Origin of the sequence: Paenibacillus ihbetae (assembly GCF_002741055.1) — a bacterium.
Taxonomy (GTDB): domain Bacteria; phylum Bacillota; class Bacilli; order Paenibacillales; family Paenibacillaceae; genus Paenibacillus_AQ; species Paenibacillus_AQ ihbetae.
In genome coordinates this window covers 1,723,449-1,741,744 of the sequence record NZ_CP016809.1, presented here as the reverse complement: position 1 = coordinate 1,741,744, position 18,296 = coordinate 1,723,449, and the positions used below count along the sequence as shown (strand labels likewise).

Annotated in this window: 19 protein-coding genes; 11 read left to right on the top strand and 8 right to left on the bottom strand. The window is 54.8% G+C overall.

From position 1 onward, the window contains the following. Positions 1-42: 42 nt before the first annotated feature. Positions 43-600, bottom strand: coding sequence for an SLOG family protein (locus BBD41_RS08010; protein ID WP_077569345.1), 558 nt, complete (start codon positions 598-600; stop codon positions 43-45). 126 nt (positions 601-726) lie between these two features. Between BBD41_RS08010 and BBD41_RS08005 the strand changes: the two genes are divergently transcribed. Beyond that, complete coding sequence (locus BBD41_RS08005; RefSeq protein ID WP_099477206.1) at positions 727-1,608, top strand: DUF6612 family protein; 882 nt, start codon at positions 727-729, stop codon at positions 1,606-1,608. Between the two features lie 131 nt (positions 1,609-1,739). Here BBD41_RS08005 and BBD41_RS08000 read toward each other — a convergent pair whose 3' ends face one another. Continuing rightward, positions 1,740-2,786: a DUF4871 domain-containing protein gene (locus tag BBD41_RS08000; protein ID WP_099477205.1), complete on the bottom strand. Its 1,047-nt coding sequence runs from the start codon at positions 2,784-2,786 to the stop codon at positions 1,740-1,742. Beyond that, on the bottom strand, positions 2,783-3,319 hold the full coding sequence (locus tag BBD41_RS07995; protein WP_223260611.1) for an RNA polymerase sigma factor: 537 nt from the start codon (positions 3,317-3,319) through the stop codon (positions 2,783-2,785). The genes BBD41_RS08000 and BBD41_RS07995 overlap by 4 nt, the downstream gene beginning before the upstream one ends. Positions 3,320-3,456: 137 nt before the next feature. Here BBD41_RS07995 and BBD41_RS07990 point away from each other — a divergent pair, with 137 nt between their 5' ends. Together BBD41_RS07990 and BBD41_RS07985 are read left to right on the top strand one after the other, a co-directional pair. After that, positions 3,457-3,960: an LURP-one-related family protein gene (locus BBD41_RS07990; RefSeq protein ID WP_077569341.1), complete on the top strand. Its 504-nt coding sequence runs from the start codon at positions 3,457-3,459 to the stop codon at positions 3,958-3,960. Between the two features lie 33 nt (positions 3,961-3,993). Further along, entirely contained in the window at positions 3,994-4,509 is a 516-nt protein-coding gene (locus BBD41_RS07985) for a mismatch-specific DNA-glycosylase (protein WP_099477204.1), read from the top strand. Positions 4,510-4,648: 139 nt separating this feature from the next. On the opposite strand, the gene BBD41_RS07980 is transcribed toward BBD41_RS07985, so the two are convergent. Both BBD41_RS07980 and BBD41_RS07975 read right to left on the bottom strand, forming a co-directional pair. Further along, positions 4,649-5,500: a 1,4-dihydroxy-6-naphtoate synthase gene (locus BBD41_RS07980; RefSeq protein WP_099477203.1), complete on the bottom strand. Its 852-nt coding sequence runs from the start codon at positions 5,498-5,500 to the stop codon at positions 4,649-4,651. Continuing rightward, positions 5,497-6,204, bottom strand: a complete 708-nt coding sequence (locus BBD41_RS07975; protein WP_099477202.1) for a futalosine hydrolase — start codon at positions 6,202-6,204, stop codon at positions 5,497-5,499. The genes BBD41_RS07980 and BBD41_RS07975 overlap by 4 nt, the downstream gene beginning before the upstream one ends. Positions 6,205-6,386: 182 nt before the next feature. Here BBD41_RS07975 and BBD41_RS07970 point away from each other — a divergent pair, with 182 nt between their 5' ends. From BBD41_RS07970 to mmsB, 7 genes are all read left to right on the top strand, one after another. Further along, the gene (locus tag BBD41_RS07970; protein ID WP_099477201.1) at positions 6,387-7,007 is read left to right on the top strand and encodes a TetR/AcrR family transcriptional regulator; all 621 of its coding nucleotides are present in this window, start codon (positions 6,387-6,389) and stop codon (positions 7,005-7,007) included. Between the two features lie 220 nt (positions 7,008-7,227). Beyond that, complete coding sequence (locus BBD41_RS07965; protein ID WP_099480510.1) at positions 7,228-8,235, top strand: substrate-binding domain-containing protein; 1,008 nt, start codon at positions 7,228-7,230, stop codon at positions 8,233-8,235. Then, the gene (locus BBD41_RS07960; RefSeq protein WP_077569337.1) at positions 8,225-10,168 is read left to right on the top strand and encodes a cache domain-containing sensor histidine kinase; all 1,944 of its coding nucleotides are present in this window, start codon (positions 8,225-8,227) and stop codon (positions 10,166-10,168) included. The genes BBD41_RS07965 and BBD41_RS07960 overlap by 11 nt, the downstream gene beginning before the upstream one ends. Continuing rightward, complete coding sequence (locus tag BBD41_RS07955; protein WP_077569336.1) at positions 10,165-11,400, top strand: response regulator transcription factor; 1,236 nt, start codon at positions 10,165-10,167, stop codon at positions 11,398-11,400. Before BBD41_RS07960 ends, BBD41_RS07955 begins: the two co-directional genes overlap by 4 nt. A 427-nt stretch (positions 11,401-11,827) precedes the next feature. Continuing rightward, complete coding sequence (gene chvE, locus BBD41_RS07950) at positions 11,828-12,913, top strand: multiple monosaccharide ABC transporter substrate-binding protein (protein ID WP_077569335.1); 1,086 nt, start codon at positions 11,828-11,830, stop codon at positions 12,911-12,913. Positions 12,914-12,957: 44 nt separating this feature from the next. After that, positions 12,958-14,490 carry a multiple monosaccharide ABC transporter ATP-binding protein gene (gene mmsA / locus BBD41_RS07945; protein ID WP_099477200.1) on the top strand — a complete coding sequence of 511 codons (1,533 nt, stop codon included), beginning with the start codon at positions 12,958-12,960 and terminating at the stop codon, positions 14,488-14,490. A gap of 2 nt (positions 14,491-14,492) precedes the next feature. Then, entirely contained in the window at positions 14,493-15,659 is a 1,167-nt protein-coding gene (gene mmsB, locus BBD41_RS07940; RefSeq protein WP_077569333.1) for a multiple monosaccharide ABC transporter permease, read from the top strand. A gap of 136 nt (positions 15,660-15,795) precedes the next feature. Here the strand turns inward: mmsB and BBD41_RS07935 are convergent, their stop codons facing one another. From BBD41_RS07935 to BBD41_RS07925, 3 genes are read right to left on the bottom strand one after another with little or no spacing between them, the layout of a single operon-like run. Further along, the gene (locus BBD41_RS07935) at positions 15,796-16,506 is read right to left on the bottom strand and encodes a Tat pathway signal protein (protein WP_099477199.1); all 711 of its coding nucleotides are present in this window, start codon (positions 16,504-16,506) and stop codon (positions 15,796-15,798) included. Then, complete coding sequence (locus BBD41_RS07930) at positions 16,503-17,381, bottom strand: ATP-binding cassette domain-containing protein (RefSeq protein ID WP_099477198.1); 879 nt, start codon at positions 17,379-17,381, stop codon at positions 16,503-16,505. The genes BBD41_RS07935 and BBD41_RS07930 overlap by 4 nt, the downstream gene beginning before the upstream one ends. Next, positions 17,371-17,757, bottom strand: coding sequence for a GntR family transcriptional regulator (locus BBD41_RS07925; RefSeq protein ID WP_099480508.1), 387 nt, complete (start codon positions 17,755-17,757; stop codon positions 17,371-17,373). The genes BBD41_RS07930 and BBD41_RS07925 overlap by 11 nt, the downstream gene beginning before the upstream one ends. 211 nt (positions 17,758-17,968) lie before the next feature. On the opposite strand from BBD41_RS07925, the gene BBD41_RS07920 reads away from it, so the two are divergent. Further along, positions 17,969-18,244, top strand: a complete 276-nt coding sequence (locus tag BBD41_RS07920; RefSeq protein WP_099477197.1) for a hypothetical protein — start codon at positions 17,969-17,971, stop codon at positions 18,242-18,244. The last annotated feature ends 52 nt before the right edge of the window (positions 18,245-18,296 follow it).

The window sequence follows — 18,296 nt, the reverse complement described above, 5'->3', positions numbered from 1 at the left end:
AGCTCTTTTCCAAACGGTCATCGCCTTAGCACAAGCTTCGAATCAGAAGTCCCGGTTCATGCTCTCTTCATCGGCAACCGATTGAATCTCTTCCGAGCCGATGCTGAGGACCTGATACCCGTCCTTTGCCTGCTTGTTTAATGCGCGTTCCTTTATGAATTTCGGGCTCGCTTCGCCTGCGTCTTCATCATAAACGAGGAGGATGCCGTCGGTTTTGCGAAGGAGGAGATCATCCCTGGCCGTGAATTGCCATGGGCCGCGATAGGGCTCCTTGCTGACAGCGGCATAAAAGTCGACCCCCTTCATGAGCTGCTGGAAATAGGACTTTTTGTCATCGTTCCACTGCTCCTCAGGATTCAAGTAGGCGGTAAGAATGGAGCACTTCAGCTGGGGATACGATGCCTTCAGCTCGATGGCGGCCTCGATCGCCCATAGATCGACTCCGTATTGTCCGGGGGTGATTACCCATTGCAATCCTTCCTCAAGCAGCGGAATGAGCCGGTTCGCTATCGCTTTGCGGATATAGGGGATGCCTTGATGCTTATTGCTGTAGATACCGAGCTCATGGGCCCGATATCCGGTGACCAGAATGTTTTCCATCTGCGTACACTCCTTGATGGGATGTAGGATCAGTGTATAGTTTTCAGAAACATCTAGCAACAGCTGTTTAACAAAGTTTCGGTTTGGGTAAGTAAGCGAGAATACATATTTTAGGAGGACATTCTTTTGAAGAAATGGACAGCGGTACTACTTGGAACAATTTTGGTTATGGGATTGGCAGCATGCGGCAACAACAAAGAGGCTAAGGAAGAACCGGTAACCCCGGCTGCCGGACAGGAAGCGACGACGCCGGAAACGCCGCCGGCTGAGGACGCCAAAGAGGAGCCGAAGAAAGAAGCAACACCGACGGCTGACGAGCTTCTGGAGAAATCGGTGGAAGCTTCCCAAAGCATGAAGAGCTTTGCCATGCAGGCCGATATTAAACAAAATATCGTAGTGGAAGGCACGGAGAATGCCGAGCAGAACATCGATATGGTGCTGGATTCGGAAGTGACGCTCGAGCCGACGGAAATGATGCAGAACATGACGATGGAATCGCCGGAAGGTAAAGTCGAAATGAAGCAATATATTACGGAGAACGGCATCTATATGTTGATGGATGGACAATGGATGAAGATTCCTGAAGAATCGGAGCAGGAAATCCGCAGCAGCCTGGATACGACCGCATCCGGCCCTAAGCAGCAGATCGAGCAGTTCAAGTCGATCGCCAAGGATATGAAGGTTGCCGATGAAGGTGACAAGTACGTCTTGACGGCGGAAGTTTCCGGCGATAATTTGAAAGAGCTCGCGACGTCCATGATGGGTCAGGCGGGCGGTGACCCGCAGACGGCTGCCATGATGGAGCAGATGAACATCAAGAGCATCAATATCGAGTACGGCATCCAGAAGGATACTTATTTGCCGACCGCGACCAATTTGGACATGGTGATGGAAATGGAAGCCGAAGGTCAAAAGGTGACGCTCGACATGAAGATGAAGAGCACATATTCCAAGCATAATGAAGTAGGCAAGATCGAAGTTCCGAAGGAAGCGTTGAGTGCGGAATAATCGGGCATTATATATTCATTAAGGAAACAGCTGTCCCGCCGGTTGCGGGACAGCTGTTTTTTTAGATGTGCGAGCTCGTCAGGCCTTATATCAGCGGGGATCGCCGGCATCAAGGATCGGCTCGGGCAGGCCTATCGAACCTCTACGACCACACTGCCGAACAGCTGCCCGTCAATCGAGGCCATAATCCGCCATAATCCTGGCGAAGGCAGCATCATCATAGACGGGAGCATCGCATCTGCGCCGTACATCGGGGAGGGGCGGATATCGGTCTGAAACACATCGATGATCTCATGAGAATGCTGTTTAACCGCGGTAAACGTCAAGTCGCCGGTCAGCTCCTCATCCGGTCCCCAGAAATGCCACATATACTTATTGGGTTTGCCTGCGGCAAAATCCATGCCGAGGAAAGCGAGCCGACCTTCCACCCCCGTTACGCTTCTCGGATGGGCGCCCTTGGAAGCGGCGGTCTTCGCTTCTTCTTCTGAAAGATCGGTAACGAAGGAGGGGCTCGGCTCCCAGCTTCCGTCAGGCACATCGAAGACGATATCGCCGTATTTTTCTCCGTCGATCAGCAGATCGAACTTCCATAGCCCTGCGAGCGGCAGTCCAAAGCGGGAAACAATACGCGTCGCGTCCTTGAAGGACGAATCCGTCCCGCCTTCGTATGCCATGTCCGCCGTAATCTCTGTTTCGGCCAGCTCCTCCAGGATCGTGCCGGAATCCCGATGAACGGCCGTAATGCGGACATGCTTGCCCTCTAGCTCCTCGATCGGCGACATAAGGAACCATGCCGCTCCCGCAGGAGCGCCAGCAGCGTAGTCTCCACCGGCAAATGCTTGAAGCTTCGGCACCCCGTTCTCTTTATACAGCGTGCGGGGTGTCCATTCGTAGGCATGGCCGGGGTCCGTAAGAGGCACAAGCTGTCGAAGCGCGGGTAATGCTTGCCATCCCCATACTGCGGTTAGCAGAAGGAGCGCACATAATCCGGCCGCCAGGACAGGGATGCGGCGTCTCCATGAAGACCCCAAGTCTCGCGTATGCTGCAGGTCAGCAAATTTTCCGCGATTCAGAATACCGGCCTTCATCTCCTCCGTGAACATGGGCTCCCGGAACGGGGACTTGGCAAGCTCCTGGGCCCATGCCGGCTGACCATCCGGCTTTGGTTCCTTGTTCATTGGGCATCCTCTCCTTTCAGCAAGCTTTCCATCCGTTCGCGGGCACGGTGGAGTCTGGATTTGATCGTTCCCTCCGGGATGCCAAGCAGCTCGGCCATTTCCTTGCGGGTCAGCTGAAAATGAAATTCCAGCAGGAGCACCTCCCGGTATGCCTGCGGCAGCTGCATGACATGCTTCCAGATCTGCGATACCGCTTCGGCGTCCATAAACTCCATTTCGGCGGAAGGGCCGGCCTGTCTGGTGGTGAGCCATCCCACAAGCGAGACTTTGGATATGAAGGAGGATTTGAGATAATTCAGGGACAGATTGCGGGTGATGGTCAGAAGCCAGGTTTTGACGGAGCTGCGGCCTTGGAAATCCTTCAAGTGCCGGAAGGCTCTCAGGAATACGTCCTGGCTGATATCATCGGCAGCATCGCGGCGCTTGGTAAGGAAGTAGGCATAATTCCATACATCCTGGCCATAAGACTCCATGAGCTCTTTCAGGACAGAGCCGGCACCGTCCGCGGCTACCATCGTCTTTAGGTACTCCAATATGCGTCACCTCATGAATTAGACAAATGAATGCATCAACGGTTCCCGGCCCGATCTTATTTTAGGCGAAACGAAATCAGGCGGTTCATCGTTATATAAATAGCGGCATCCGAATCAGAAGCGAGGGAGGAAAGGATATGGATCTGTATTTTAAGGATAACTTTTTCAGCGCAGGCTGGACAGATATTATGAATGTAAACGGGGAATGCATCGGCAATCTGGATTTGAAAAGCGCCTTCAGCTCTTCACTGGATGTATACGATGCATCAAGGACCAAGGTATGCAGCGGCTCCTTCCGTTTCTTCTCGAACAAATGGAATGTCGTTGACGCGGAGGACAGGGAGCTTGGCGTGCTGCGCATGCGAATGAGCTTCGTCACCAAGAAATTCGAATATGATGCGGGAGATCGGGGCATTTATGAAATTGTATCTCCGGCTTTTTCCAATGAATATGAAATAACCGATGACGGGGGCAGCCTTGTCGCACAATTTTCGAAGATTAGCGGATGGCTGGAGCCCGGCGCTTACCAGCTGCACAACGGCAGCGGGGTTCTCGGCGATTATGAGCTGATTGCCGTGGTGATGGGCATTCATCAAATTCGCAAGCGCAACAACAGTGCGGCGGCAAGCGCATCCCATTAGCGCCGTCTTGCGGGCAGGAGGGACTAGGGCAGCATGAATACAGTCAGCGATCATTTGGATTATGGGTTGACGATTATTTTTATCGGATTTAATCCGAGCTTGCGATCCGGGGAGGTTGGCCATCATTATGCGAACCCCCGCAACAATTTTTGGCGGATCTTGCATCAATCGGGCTTGACGCCTAGGCTCTATGAGGCTGCGGAGGACGGGGAGCTGCTTAAATTGGGCTACGGCTTCACCAATATCGTGGCAAGGCCGACCAGGGGGGCGGAGGATATTACGCGCGAGGAATACCGGGCCGGACGGGAGACGCTTAGGGAAAAGCTGCAGAAATACAGACCTCAAGTCGCCTGCTATGTCGGCAAAGGCGTCTACACCGAATTCAGCGGCAGGACGAAGGCGCAGTGGGGCTTGCAGCCCGATTCCGTCGTTGACGGGGTCCGCGATTTTGTGGCTCCCTCTTCCAGCGGACTGGTTCGCATGCCCATGGGGGAGATTGTGTCGATATACCGGGAGCTGTACGGGCTGATCTCTGCGAACCCGGAATGACGTAAGCCCGCATTACGCTTTCGATGTTCTTTCAAGCCAATCATATTTTCCCTTAAAAAAAGAGGAACGCTTCTACGGACACCGATATCCGGTACCTGAGCGTTCCTCTTGTGCTGCATTCTTCGTCTGCTCTGCCGGCCTACAGCCGCAGCAGCGAAGGGTCGATCCGCGGAACGAGGCCTTCGTCAGCCGCGCGATCGAGCAGCGACGTAATCGCATGATAACCGTCCGATCCAAGATCGGCCGTGAACGGATTGACGTACAGGTTAATGTGGGCATCCGCTACCTTCGGATCCATCTCCTGCGCATGCTCCGTAACATAGGAACGGGATTCCTCTGGATGCTTCCACGCATACTCGACCGAGGCGCGGGTCCATTCGGCGATGCGGCCAAGGTCAAGCGAACGGCGGGCGACGATGGCACCAAGCGGGATCGGCAGACCCGTATCTTCTTCCCACCAGCTCCCGAGATCCGTCATCAGCTTGAGGCCGTAGGAAGGATAGGTGAACCGCGCCTCATGAATGACCAGCCCGGCATCGATTTCGCCGTTCCGTACGGAAGGCATGATCCGGTCGAACGGCATGACGACGATTTCGCCAAGCCCTCCGGGCACATGCTTGGCAGCCCATAAGCGGAACAGCAGGTAGGCCGTGGACCGATCGCTAGGAACGGCCACGCGGCGACCGGACAGCGACGCAGGGCTGGCCGGGGCTTGGCCGTCCGTGAGCTTGTCCGCCGTCAGCACGAGCGGGCCGCAGCCGCGGCCAAGCGCGCCGCCGCATGGAAGCAGGGCGTACTCATCCAGTACCCACGGCAGGGCTGCATACGATATTTTCAGAATGTCATGCGTCCGGTCCTCCGCCGCCCAGCGGTTCGTAATATCGATATCGGCATAGGATACATCTAGCTTAGGGGCACCCGGTATCCGTCCGTGCACCCAGGCGTGAAAGACAAAGGTATCATTCGGACAAGGGGAAAACGCAATTTTCATGATAGCACCTCCGGAAGTAGTGAACTGGCGGTCTCAAGCTGCCGCAGCGCTTCGGGAATCCGCCATGCGCTGCGGTCCCTCGGACCGACCTTATTGGATATGGCCCGGATTTCCATGACCGGTACTTGGGCCAGAGCGGCTGCCGTTGCCACGCCGAAGCCCTCCATCCCTTCGGCGGCAGCACCGGGCACCTGGGCTGCAAGCGCTGCTGCGCGCTCCGCGCTGCCCGTTGTTGTGGAGACGGTCAGGATCGGGCCAAGGCTTGCAGGCAATCCGGCGCGCTTCAGCGCTTCGGCAAGCTGGTTGGATGCGGCATTCTCGGTCTCTAACCGGTCGGTTCCGAAACCGAGCTCCCGGACGCTGGCAAAGCCGTCTGCCGTTTCCGATCCCAAATCCGCGGCGATGATCGAATCGGCGATAACTACGCCGCCCACTTCCGCTCTCCCGTCGAAACCGCCGGCGATGCCGGCGCTGATGACAAGGCGATAAGCCGAACGGGCCAGACGGGATGCGGTGACAGCGGCGGCGGCAGCGGGACCTACGCCCGCCGCAATGACCTCGAAGCCGTCCGCATTTGTTAATCCACGCATAACGGCATCCCGTTCCGCTTCTACCGCGGTGACGATCAGCACGCGCCGGGCGGACGGGTCCTGCGTGTTATGATTCCCGGATCTTGCCGGGTCTGATTGAGAATGATCTTGCATGTTCTGCTCTCCTTCATGGCTGAATTCCAGCGACCTACCCTTTAACGTTATCTCGTTACGGCTCCTGTGTAAAGTCTTTGGGCCTTTCGTCTTGTCGCAGTTTTTGTAGCAGGAGCTTCCTTGCATAGAGTATAATGGACAAAAACTATGTACATCGGGATAGATTCGGAGGTTGGATATCTTTGCGCAAGAAGGGTGCGAACGGACAAGAGAGCAGGGCGAAACTGCTGATGATCGCTGCTAATGAATTCGCGAAATCAGGGTATCATCATACGAAGATCAGCACCATCGTATCCCGGGCAGGGTTAACCCAGCCGTCGTTTTACCTGTATTTTGAGAGTAAAGAAGCAATCTTCCGGGAGCTGGTCGGGAATTTCCGGTCCGGGCTGAAGGAGCTGATCGAAGGCAGCAGGCTGGAGGGCGGCCTAAGCGAGGACGACGTGCCCGCTCGGCTCCTGGCTGTCTTAACACGCTTATTTGAGTTTTTGGGCAAGGATCCGGATTTAACCCAGATCGGATTTTACATCGGCGAGGAAGCTGCGGACATCAAGATGGAAATGGCCGCAATGATCGCGAATAATTTAAAGGCCGAGCAGCAGGAGGGGTATTTCCGGGCCGAAGCGGATATGGCGGTCATCTCGGAAAGTCTGGTAGGGGTGATCGAGAGGCTGACGCTGCAGCAGCTTCTTAACGGGAAGCGGCCTTCCGGTGATTTGGCAGTTCATGTCGTGAATCTCTTCATGCACGGCATTTGCGAACATCCTTACAGCCGAGTGTCGGGCGACAAGTTCCAGGGAGTATGACAACGATAATCAGCATGATGAATACCAATACGATAGCCAATACGACGATAGCCAATACGACTGCATCCTTCGCTTCATGCGCCGATTGCAGTCTGTTTTTGCTGTTGTTCGTCGCAGCATTTGTTTGAATTATGGCGGGAAAGTGGAGTATATTCGTATTACACACATATGTAACCGATTCCATAAAGGGAGTCGCGGGAGAATGATCGGAGGATCCGCTATGAAGAAGATGATGCTGGTTTACGGTGCGCTGATTGTCGCATTTCTCCTTTACGTGTTCATGTACCGTCTTGAGGACAAGCGGGCGTCCAGCTGGGAGGAAGGCGGGCTTCACGGGAGCATCGGCGAGAATTACGTTATGGTCACTTTTCAATCAGGCATGGAATATTGGAAAAATATTTTGAAGGGCTTCGAGGACGGTGGGGATGCGCTTGGCGTTACCGTCGATTACCGCGGCGCCACGCAATATGACGTCAAGGAGCAGATTACCGTCCTGGAGCAGGTCATCGCCAAGCGGCCGGCAGGGATTGCTTTATCGGCCATCGATTCGAAGGCGCTGACGCCAACGATCAATAAGGCCGTTGATGCGGGGATTCCGGTCGTGCTGTTCGATGCGGACGCTCCCGACAGCAAAGCCTACTCCTTCCTGGCAACCAACAATTACAACGCCGGGGCGGCAGCTGCGGACAAGATGGCCGAGCTGCTTGGACGGGAAGGGGAGGTCGGCATCATTACCCAAACCGGCCAGCAGAACCATGATGACCGGACGGCGGGCTTCCGGGAAACGTTAGAGAAGAGCTATCCGGCCATGTCGGTGGTGGAGATTAGGGAAGGCAAAGGGGATATTATCGCTTCCAAGGAAGCCGCTGCCCGCATGTTGGCGAAGTTTCCGGAACTGAAGGGCATCTTTGCAACGGAGGCGAACGGGGGAGCCGGCGCCGCCGATGCTGCCATTGCCGCGGGCAGGGCCGAAGACGTCCGAATCATCGGGTTCGATACGAATAAGGTGACGCTCGACCGGATATCGGACGGAACGATTTCGGCCACGATCGCGCAGGGGACCTGGAATATGGGGTATTGGTCGCTGCAATATTTGTTCCATCTCCATCACGGCCTTACCGTCCCGGCGCCGACGCTCGGCAATGACGTCGCCCCGCTGCCGCCCCGGGTCGATACCGGCATTACGATCGTGACCCAGGAGAATGTGAAGGATTACTATGCGAAATAGCGGGCTTAGCGGATGGCGGCAGGGGCTGAAGCGGTGGCTGCATTTTGGGGATCTGCCGCTCCGATACAAGCTGGTCGTTTTATTCTTAATGATCGGCATTCTCCCTTCGATCGGGCTGGGAGTGCTGGTGAACTGGACGGTAAACCGGATCGTGGATCAGCAGGTGACAAGCCATACGATCCAATTGATCGGGAAGGTTAATCAGACGCTCGATAACGAGATGGAGAATCTTCAGAACATCACCTATCTCATCGGCTTCGATCCCCGCACGGAGCGGTTTATGAAAGGACATATCCAGGGGGATATGCCTCCGGCTCAGGCGGGGAACAGCATACAGGCCAACGACGGATACGCGGGGGACCGCCGACCGATGCAGCAGGATGATGCGGATAACTACGAGATTCACCAGTATCTTCAAGGCTTTACGACGCTGTACCCGGAGATTGCCGCTATTTTGGTGGTCAATCGTGAAGGGGCTTATATCAGCAACGAAATGTATGCCCGCGGCAGCGGGAAGCTGACGGATGAGGCGTGGTACCGGGAAGCGGCTGAAAATGAAGGAATCTTTACCGTCCTCGGACATCCGTCCGACCGCAATGTGACAACGCACGTGCATTACGCCGATGAGGAGCTGGTTTCGGTGGTCCGTTCCTTTGTCGATCCGGATACCCGTGAGGTCACGGGAGCGGTCCTTATTGATTTGAAGCTTCGGACCGTGGCGCGCGCGGCCAGGGATGTGACACTGGGCAAGAACGGGTACCTGATGGTGACCGAGGCGGGAGGATCCAGCATTTATAATCCGGACGACTCCCTCTTTCCAAGCATACCGCCGTCGTGGTTTCCGGAGCAGGACAGCGGCACGTTCATGCGCGAGGTGAACGGAGAGCGGGTGCAGCTGATTTACGGGACGTCCTCCTTCACGGGATGGCGCACCATCGGCGTGTTCCCAACGGACGAATCGGTTTACGAAGTGAAGGAAATCCGATTTTATTTAATCTGCTTCCTGTTTATGGTGTGCCTCTTCGGCGTTACTGCCTCGTATACACTGTCGCAATCGATTTCGCGGCCGATCTGGCAGCTGATGTCGTTCATGCAAAAGGCGGAGTCCGGCGATCTCGCGATCCGCTACTGGGGGAACCGGCAGGACGAAGTCGGCATGCTGGGCCGCAGCTTTAACCGCATGCTGCTTCAGATTCGCAAGCTGATGAAGCTGAGCGAGCTGCGCGAGCGGCAGAAGCGGGAAGCGGAGCTGCGCAGCCTTCAGGCGCATATCAAGCCGCATTTTCTGTACAATACACTGGATACGATTCATTGGATGGCCCGCAAAAAAGGGGCGGATGAGGTGTCCGAGCTGGTGGAATCCCTATCGACCCTGTTCAGGATCGGCCTCAGCAAGGGGGATGACATCATTCCGATCCAGGATGAATGGACGCACATCAGCAGCTATTTGCAAATTCAGAAGACCCGGTACCGGGACAGGCTGCAGACCCGGCTGGAGCTTGCGCCCGAGGCCGAAAAGCTGTACGTCCTAAAGCTGCTCCTGCAGCCGATTGTGGAAAATGCGATTTATCACGGCATCAAGGCGCGCCGGGGACCCGGGCGAATAACGATCAGGGCGTATACCGAGAATCATGCCCTGGTTCTGAACGTTCAAGACAACGGTGCGGGCATGACGCAGGACAGGCTCGAGGAGCTTCGACGGAAGCTTCGGGACCCGATCGCCGCCATGGATGAGGACGCGGGCGGGATATCTGCGGGAAGCCGCAGCTACGGCATGCTGAATGTTCAAGCCCGGATACAGCTGACGTTCGGCGAGGCTTACGGAATAACCATAGAAAGTACGGAAGGCGAAGGAACCTCGGTGACGATCCGTCATCCGCTGCTCGTTACGGTTCCTCCGCCGCCGGATAACGATAGGGGAGATAGGCTATGATCAAGGCTAACCCGATATTTTACCAAGTGCTCATCGCCGACGATGAGCCGATCATCCGCGAGGGGATACGGGATGCGGTGGATTGGGCTTCGCTCGGCATGGAGGTGGCTGCCGAGGCGGAAGACGGCGAGGAGGCGCTTGAGCTTGCACTCGGCCGCGCCATCGATATCGCGCTTGTGGATATGAATATGCCGTTCATGGACGGCATCTCGTTGATGAAGAGACTGAAGGAGGAACGTCCCGAATGCCGTTTCGTGATCATCACGGGGCATGACGAATTCGCATATGCACAGGAAGCGATCCGGCTTGGCGTGAAGGATTATATTTTGAAGCCGGTGAATGCCGATCATCTTGTATCAGTCCTGCGCGGCGTTAAGGAAGAGCTGGACGAGCGCCATATTCAGGACAACTACCTGAAGAAGGCATCGGAACAGATCGAGAAGAACATCCCGCTCCTTCGCGAGCGTTTCTGTCAGGAGTGGATTGACGGGCAGCTTGAAGAGTCGGAAGCCGTGGAGCAGCTGGAATTCCTCGGCCTGCCGCCAAAGCTGCCCGTTCAGGCAGGCATCGCAAGATGGCCCGAGCTGACCGTACCGCAGCCGCTAATGAAGGAGAGCGACCGGCAGCTGTATCTGTTCGCCATGGAGAACATTATCGGCGAGCTGCTGCAGCCGGCTGCCCATGTACTGTTCCGCGACCGAACAGGCCATATCGGTATGCTGCTGTGGGATGAAGTTCCCGCGAAGACGTGTGCGGACGCCGAGCAGGCGGTTCAGAAATATTTGAAGCTTTCGATCCAAATGCATCTCGAGCAGGTTCGGGAAGACAGCGGAGGAATAACGTCCGCGTATGAGGCATGCCGGGAAGCGGTGCTCCGGGACGCCCAGCTGTCTCCGCTGGTTCGCCGGGCCAGGCAGCTGATCCAGGAGCAGTACGCCGATCCGGAGCTGACGCTGGAGTCTTTGGCCGCGGCGCTGCAGGTGTCGCCGGTTTATCTTAGCCGTACCCTTAAGAAGGAGCTGGGCACGTCGTTCGTCGTCTTCATCACCCAGACCCGCATCCGGAAGGCGATCCAGCTCCTGAATGGCACCGATCTGTCCATTCTTGAAATCGCGGAGCGGACCGGCTATGACAGCCAGCACTATTTCAGCACAGCTTTCAAGAAGGTGATGGGCGTGTCGCCGAACGGCTATCGCAAGGGCCTCGCTTTTCAGGAAGAGAAGGGCAGTTAAGGAAGCGGGGATACCGTGAGGATTCTATCGTTTGCCGAGCAGCCGCCACAGGCAGCGATTGCTAATTCCCAATTCCTACTGAGTTTACCGCATAATAACAGAAGTCCCTGTTTCGTTGGAGCTCCCATCGAAGCAGGGACATTTTTTTCTTTTCGGGATACTTTGCACAGAGAAACCCCGGCGTAGTGAATGGATTATGGATAACGGATTAAGGATTAAGGTTTACGGTTACGGGATTTCCCTTTCCACCTTCCTCCATTCATAAATGCACGCATCCGGCCACAAAAGTATGAAAATTATAAAAAAGGTTGCATCTGTCGAAAGACCCTTTCCATCCTCGGGTGTATGCTGATTCATACAGAGAGGCTTTTACGGATGGTAAGGATGTAAGCGCTCTCGATCCAACTTTTCGAAAGGGGAACAACCGATGAAGAGAGGAATGCTGGGTGTTCTTATTGCGGTCATGCTGGTTGCCCTGACGGCCTGTAACCTGGCCGAAACGGATGCCGGCGATGCGAATAAAGGCTATGTCGGGCTTGCGATGCCAACCAAGTCATCGGAGCGCTGGGTGGCCGACGGTAAAAACATGGAGCGGCTGTTTCAGGAAAAAGGCTATAAGACCGATCTTCAGTTTGCGGAGGATGTGATTGAGAACCAGATCGCCCAGATTGAGAACATGATCACCAAGGGCGTGGATGTCATCGTGATTGCGTCGATCGACGGCAATACGCTGACGGATGTCATCAAGAAGGCCCATGATCAGGGGATCAAGGTCATCGCTTATGACCGTCTGATCCGCAATACCGAGCACTTGAGCTACTATGCGACCTTCGACAACTTCAAGGTCGGGGTGCTGCAGGCTTCATATATCGAAGAAAAGCTCGGCTTGAAGGAAGGCAAGGGACCGTTCAATATCGAGCTGTTCGGCGGCTCGCCGGACGATAACAATGCGTACTTCTTCTATGACGGGGCGATGTCGGTGCTGAAGCCGTATATCGATTCCGGCAAGCTTGTGGTGCGCAGCAAGCAGACGACCATGGCGCAGATCGCGACACTCCGTTGGGACGGCGCGCTGGCTCAGTCCCGGATGGATAATTTGATCAGTGCGAATTATTCGAACGCTAATCTGGATGCGGTCTTATCCCCCTATGACGGCATCAGCATCGGAATCATCTCCTCGCTCAAGGGTGTAGGGTACGGTACGCCGAATAAGCCGCTGCCGATCATTACGGGGCAGGATGCAGAGCTTGCTTCGATCAAATCGATCGTGGCCGGCGAGCAGACGCAGACGGTCTTCAAGGATACGCGCCAGCTGGCGGAACAGGCGGTAAAGATGGCCGAAAGCGTGATAAAAGGCGAAGAGGCCGAGGTGAACGATACCGAGTCCTATGATAACGGAGTCAAGGTCGTGCCGGCATATCTCCTTCCACCGGTGTCGGTGGACGCTAGCAATGTCGAGAAGGAGCTTGTGGATACGGGCTATTACACGAAGGAAGAGATCGGTTTGAAGTAAAGCGGCCTTATGGGTACGAAACGAAAAAGGAAGGTGCAGCCCGAATGTCGGAATACATTCTTGAAATGCGGAACATAACGAAAGCGTTCCCAGGCGTGAAGGCGCTGGATAACGTGAATCTGAAGATTCGCGAAGGCGAAATCCATTCCTTGTGCGGGGAGAACGGCGCCGGCAAATCCACGCTGATGAAGGTGCTGAGCGGCGTGTATCCGCACGGTACTTATGATGGTGATATTTTGTTCAAGGGCAAGGTATGCGAATTCAAAAGCATTAAGGACAGCGAGGACCTCGGCATCGTCATTATCCACCAGGAACTGGCGCTGATTCCTTACCTGTCGATCGCGGAAAATATTTATCTCGGCAATGAGCGGGCCCGCAAAGGCATCATGGACTGGAACGAGACGATCCGCGGAGCGAAGGAGCTGCTGGGCAAGGTCGGGCTTACGGAAAATCCGAACACGCCGGTGGGCACCATCGGGGTCGGCAAGCAGCAGCTGGTCGAAATTGCGAAAGCGCTCTCGAAGAAAGTAAAGCTGTTGATTTTGGATGAACCGACGGCAGCCTTGAACGAGGATGACAGCGAAAACCTGCTGCAGCTGATGCTGGAATTCAAGAAACAGGGCATCTCATGCATCCTGATCTCCCATAAGCTGAACGAGGTTTCCAAGGTGTCGGATTCCATTACGATTTTGCGGGACGGCAAAACCATCGAAACGCTGGATATGCACGGCGGAGAGGTCAATGAGGACCGCATCATCCGCGGGATGGTCGGACGGGATTTGACGAGCCGTTACCCGGAGCGTACTCCGAGGATCGGTGAAGTCATCCTGGAGATCAAGGATTGGACGGTATATCACGAGCTGCAGGCGGACCGCAAAGTGATTGATGGCGCGAACCTCCATATTCGGCGCGGGGAAATCGTCGGCATTGCCGGACTGATGGGATCGGGCCGGACCGAGCTTGCGATGAGCGTGTTCGGCAGGGCATACGGCCGGAATATCAGCGGTGAGCTGTATAAGAACGGGCAGGCCATTCAGAACCGGACCGTGACCGAGGCAATTGCGAACGGCTTTGCCTATGTGACGGAGGACCGGAAGGACTACGGCCTGATACTGATCGATGACATTAAGCGGAATATCTCCCTTACGGGGCTGCCGAAGCTGGCGAGGAACATGGTGATCGATGAAAGGGAGGAAATCCTCGTTGCGGAGGAGATGCGCAGGAAGCTGAAGATCAAAACGCCGAACATATTGCAAAAAACCGGCAATTTGAGCGGAGGCAACCAGCAGAAAGTGGTTTTGAGCAAATGGATCTATTCCGAGCCGGACATCCTCATTCTCGATGAGCCGACCCGAGGCATCGATGTGGGTGCCAAGTTCGAGATTTACTCGATTATCAATCAGCTTGCGGACGAAGGCAAAGGCGTGCTGGTCATTTCCTCCGAGCTGCCGGAAATCCTCGGCATTTGCGACCGGATCTATGTGATGAACGCCGGCCGGATCACCGGGGAAGTGAGCAAGGAAGAGGCTTCGCAGGAAACGCTGATGAGATATATGACCAAGAACGGAGGGGCTTAAGCATGGAAACGCTCATGAAATTATTCAAAAACAATATTCGGCAGTACGGGATGATCATCGCCTTGGTCCTGATTATGATCTTCTTTCAGATCATTACGGGCGGGCTGCTGCTTGAGCCGATCAATATTACGAACCTGATCCTGCAAAACAGCTACATTCTCATCCTGGCCATCGGCATGGTACTGGTTATCATTACGGGACATATCGACCTGTCGGTGGGTTCGGTGGCGGCCTTCGTTGGCGCCGTTGCCGCGGTGATGATGGTTGATATGCAGCTGCACCCGGTTATCGCCGTCATCGCCTCCTTGATCGTCGGGGGATTGATCGGCGCCTGGCAGGGCTTCTGGGTGGCGTATGTCAGAATCCCGGCCTTTATCGTCACCCTAGCCGGCATGCTGCTGTTCCGGGGGCTGACGATGATCGTCCTGGAAGGGCAATCGATCTCGCCGTTTCCGGGCGGGTTTCAGAAGCTCAGCTCGGGCTTCGTTCCGGATTTCGGCAACACCGGCACCAATCTGGTTGCGATTCTCGTCGGCATCGCGTTTACGGTGATTTATGTCATCAATGAGCTGAGAGACCGTAAATCCCAGAAAAAGTATAACTTCGACGTGCTTCCAGGCGGCCTGTTCCTGCTTAAACTCGTCCTGATGGCAGCCGTTATTAATGCCTTTACGTTTATGCTGGCAAGCTACGCCGGCCTGCCGAATATTCTGATTCTGCTGCTTGTGCTCATCATCATCTATTCCTTCGTGATGAACAAAACCGTGATGGGACGCCATATTTATGCGCTTGGCGGCAATGAGAAGGCCGCTGCGCTGTCCGGCGTGAAGACGAAGAAGGTAACATTCTGGGTGTTCGTCAACATGGGTGTCATGGCGGCTATTTCCGGCCTGATGTTTGCCGCCCGTCTCAACGCGGCAACGCCTCGTGCAGGTACGAACTTTGAGCTGGACGCCATTGCGGCAAGCTTTATCGGAGGCGCATCCGCGACAGGCGGTATCGGTACGGTCTTCGGCGCAATCATCGGCGGCCTCGTCATGGGTGTCCTGAATAACGGCATGTCCCTCGTCGGACTCGGCATCGACTGGCAGCAGGGCATCAAGGGCCTGGTCCTTCTTGCCGCCGTCGCCTTCGATATTTATAACAAGAAGAAGAGCAGCGCCTCGTAATTGTATTTTGGTACGGTGAATATAGACTTAGCACGGCCGGCTCCGCGCAGATATGTAAAAAATCTGCGGGAGCCGGCCGTGCTTTTTTGCGATGAATGGTCCACCCGAAGAGAGACGGCTTATTTATCGATTTTTTTTATAGCTTAATCGTCACTTTGCGTGTCAACAAGCGGATCAACACCAGCCCGAGAACCATGATGACAGCCGACCCGGCAAGCGAAGCGTACAGCGGCATGTTAAGGGTGAAGGCAGGCATCCAGCGTTCCCATAGCGAGGCGAGTTCGAATTGCCACAGCGCATCCATGAAGCCGACAAGAACGATCGCTATGGCGATGAAGCCTAAACCTCGAATCCAGTCGTGACGGTAGAAGCCGGAGCCGATCATCCATCCCATCAGGTAGTATACGTAGATTTGGATGCCAAATGACGCCAGGGCAAGGAACCAGTTGTGCTCGAATACCTGCAGAACCGGAGAGTTCCCGATGTCCGAAACGTTCATCGCCGAGAGCAGCAGGCTGACGGGGCCGACGACGAGCGGAAAGGCAATGGACAGCAGCAGGGCGGCCAAGGCGGCTCCTTTAAAGAAGTCCCTTCTGGTGAAGCCGTGGCGCACATAGAAGCTTAGGAAGCCGAAGGAAGATATAATGCCGATGACCAGCATGAAGCCTTTGGTCGAGCGGTAGATGATGGAGAAGAAATCGTCCTGGCCGATGTTGCTGCTGCTGCCGGCAATCCCAAGCACGAGGTTAAGCAGAAGCACGATAACCAGATATCCTATGGCCCATGAGCCTTGGTGCCAAAACATCTCCATCATTATTCTCGAAGCGGCTGACGTTGGTTGTTTCATGTTCCCTGCTCCTCCCCTGTGATATGGATAAACAAGTCCTGCAGCGAGATCGGACCCAGCTCAAGCCCCGCGCGTCCCGCCGCATGCTTGGATTCCTCGCTCATCTCTCCGTAGACGACGGCCGATTTGGTGGAGCCCAGCTGTTGAACATTCAGCACGTTGAGTCCCGACGTGAATTCGTCCACCTTCTGCGCCGGTCCCGTAATCGAAACGCCGCGGGAGGTTAACGATTCGTAATCGTCTTGGAGGATGAACCGGCCTTTATGGATGATAATGACTTCCTCGAACAAATAATCCATCTCCGACACGAGATGCGTGGACAGAATGAACGTCCGCGGGTGCCGCTCCTGATCCTCGAGCAGCTCCCGGTAGAAAATTTCCCGGGTGGGTGCATCCATGCCCAGGTACACCTCGTCCAGAATCGTTACCGGCGAGCGGCTGGCAAGCCCGATCGTCACGTTGAAAGCCGACTGCATGCCTTTCGAGAGCTCCTTAAGCGGTTTATCCAGCGGCAGATTGAATTTGCGTGCCAGCCCGAGGGCGTATTCCGTATCAAATCGGGGCCGATATCCGGCCACCGTCTCGATCGCCGCTTTCACTTTGTCCGACTCGTCCTTGTAGTCGATGTCATAGAGGAAGGAGACCTCCCGCATAATTTTTGCATTTTCAAACGGCTGCTCGCCGCCTACCTTCACCGTGCCTGATGATGGCTCGCGAAACGAAGCCAGCGCGGACAGCAGCGAGGTTTTGCCTGCGCCGTTCCGTCCGAGCAGGCCGTAAATCTTCCCGCCGTCCAATCGGAAGGACACATCCTTTACGGCCTCAACGTCCCCGTAGCGAATGGAGACCCGATCGAATTCGACATCAAGATTCATGGGCGTCACGCTCCTTTACTTGGGTGATGATCTCAAACAACTCTTCCGTGGACAGACCGAGCTTATCGGCCTCCTGTACCATAGGCATTACGTAATCATCTGCAAATGCATTTTTCCGGGTCCGAAGCAGCTGCTCCTTCGCCCCTTCCGCAACAAACATGCCGACACCCCGCTTTTTAAAAATGAGCCCGGATTCAACGAGCAGATTGATCCCCTTCAAGACCGTAATGTGATTGATTTTGTAAAAGCTCGACAGCTGCGTCGTGGAAGGGATCTGCTCTCCTTCAAGCAGCTGATCGTTCACGATCTGGTCTTCGATCTTTTCCTTGATCTGGAGGAACAAGGGCTTGTTATCCGGATATATCGAGCCGCTAATGCGAATCACCGCCTTGCCAATGATGTTTCTGTAAAGGTTATATGCTTATATATATGACTATATAACCAAAACGTGCAGGGCATGTCAAGTCTATTTTGGAAAAATTTGCACAAAGGCTGCTCATCGAATAATCTTAAGCCATAGCCTGTACGTCGATTCGCGCCTAAATCCGTTTATCAATTCTTTCATAGATCATCAAAAGGGGGGTAAATTGGAGGGCGGTGCTGCGGAGATCTATCGCTATCAGCCCCGGGAAGAAGACGTTCAGGCGGCTGTCCTTGATCATGAGGAAATGGGGGTCATTCATTATTTACAGCAGCAATTACTGCTTTCCGATGAAAGCTTTACGTTTGTATGTTTGGGCTGGGACGAAGAGGACGTTGCCGAGGGCACGACGCTCATAAAGCTAGCGAAGTATTTCCAGAGAATATATGTGGTCTCAACGCAGAATAGATTCCGTTCCCAGCTTCTTGCCATTTATAAATAAAAAAAGTTGATTTTCCTCTATCAGGACGGATTTTCCGAATCCCATACTTCCT

Coding starts and splice junctions, on each gene's coding strand:
- BBD41_RS08010 (WP_077569345.1), bottom strand. CDS start 600: ATGGAAAACATTCTGGTCACCGGATATCGGGCCCATGAGCTCGGTATC.
- BBD41_RS08000 (WP_099477205.1), bottom strand. CDS start 2,786: ATGAACAAGGAACCAAAGCCGGATGGTCAGCCGGCATGGGCCCAGGAG.
- BBD41_RS07990 (WP_077569341.1), top strand. CDS start 3,457: ATGGATCTGTATTTTAAGGATAACTTTTTCAGCGCAGGCTGGACAGAT.
- BBD41_RS07985 (WP_099477204.1), top strand. CDS start 3,994: ATGAATACAGTCAGCGATCATTTGGATTATGGGTTGACGATTATTTTT.
- BBD41_RS07980 (WP_099477203.1), bottom strand. CDS start 5,500: ATGAAAATTGCGTTTTCCCCTTGTCCGAATGATACCTTTGTCTTTCAC.
- BBD41_RS07975 (WP_099477202.1), bottom strand. CDS start 6,204: ATGCAAGATCATTCTCAATCAGACCCGGCAAGATCCGGGAATCATAAC.
- BBD41_RS07965 (WP_099480510.1), top strand. CDS start 7,228: ATGAAGAAGATGATGCTGGTTTACGGTGCGCTGATTGTCGCATTTCTC.
- BBD41_RS07960 (WP_077569337.1), top strand. CDS start 8,225: ATGCGAAATAGCGGGCTTAGCGGATGGCGGCAGGGGCTGAAGCGGTGG.
- BBD41_RS07955 (WP_077569336.1), top strand. CDS start 10,165: ATGATCAAGGCTAACCCGATATTTTACCAAGTGCTCATCGCCGACGAT.
- chvE (WP_077569335.1), top strand. CDS start 11,828: ATGAAGAGAGGAATGCTGGGTGTTCTTATTGCGGTCATGCTGGTTGCC.
- mmsA (WP_099477200.1), top strand. CDS start 12,958: ATGTCGGAATACATTCTTGAAATGCGGAACATAACGAAAGCGTTCCCA.
- mmsB (WP_077569333.1), top strand. CDS start 14,493: ATGGAAACGCTCATGAAATTATTCAAAAACAATATTCGGCAGTACGGG.
- BBD41_RS07935 (WP_099477199.1), bottom strand. CDS start 16,506: ATGAAACAACCAACGTCAGCCGCTTCGAGAATAATGATGGAGATGTTT.
- BBD41_RS07930 (WP_099477198.1), bottom strand. CDS start 17,381: ATGAATCTTGATGTCGAATTCGATCGGGTCTCCATTCGCTACGGGGAC.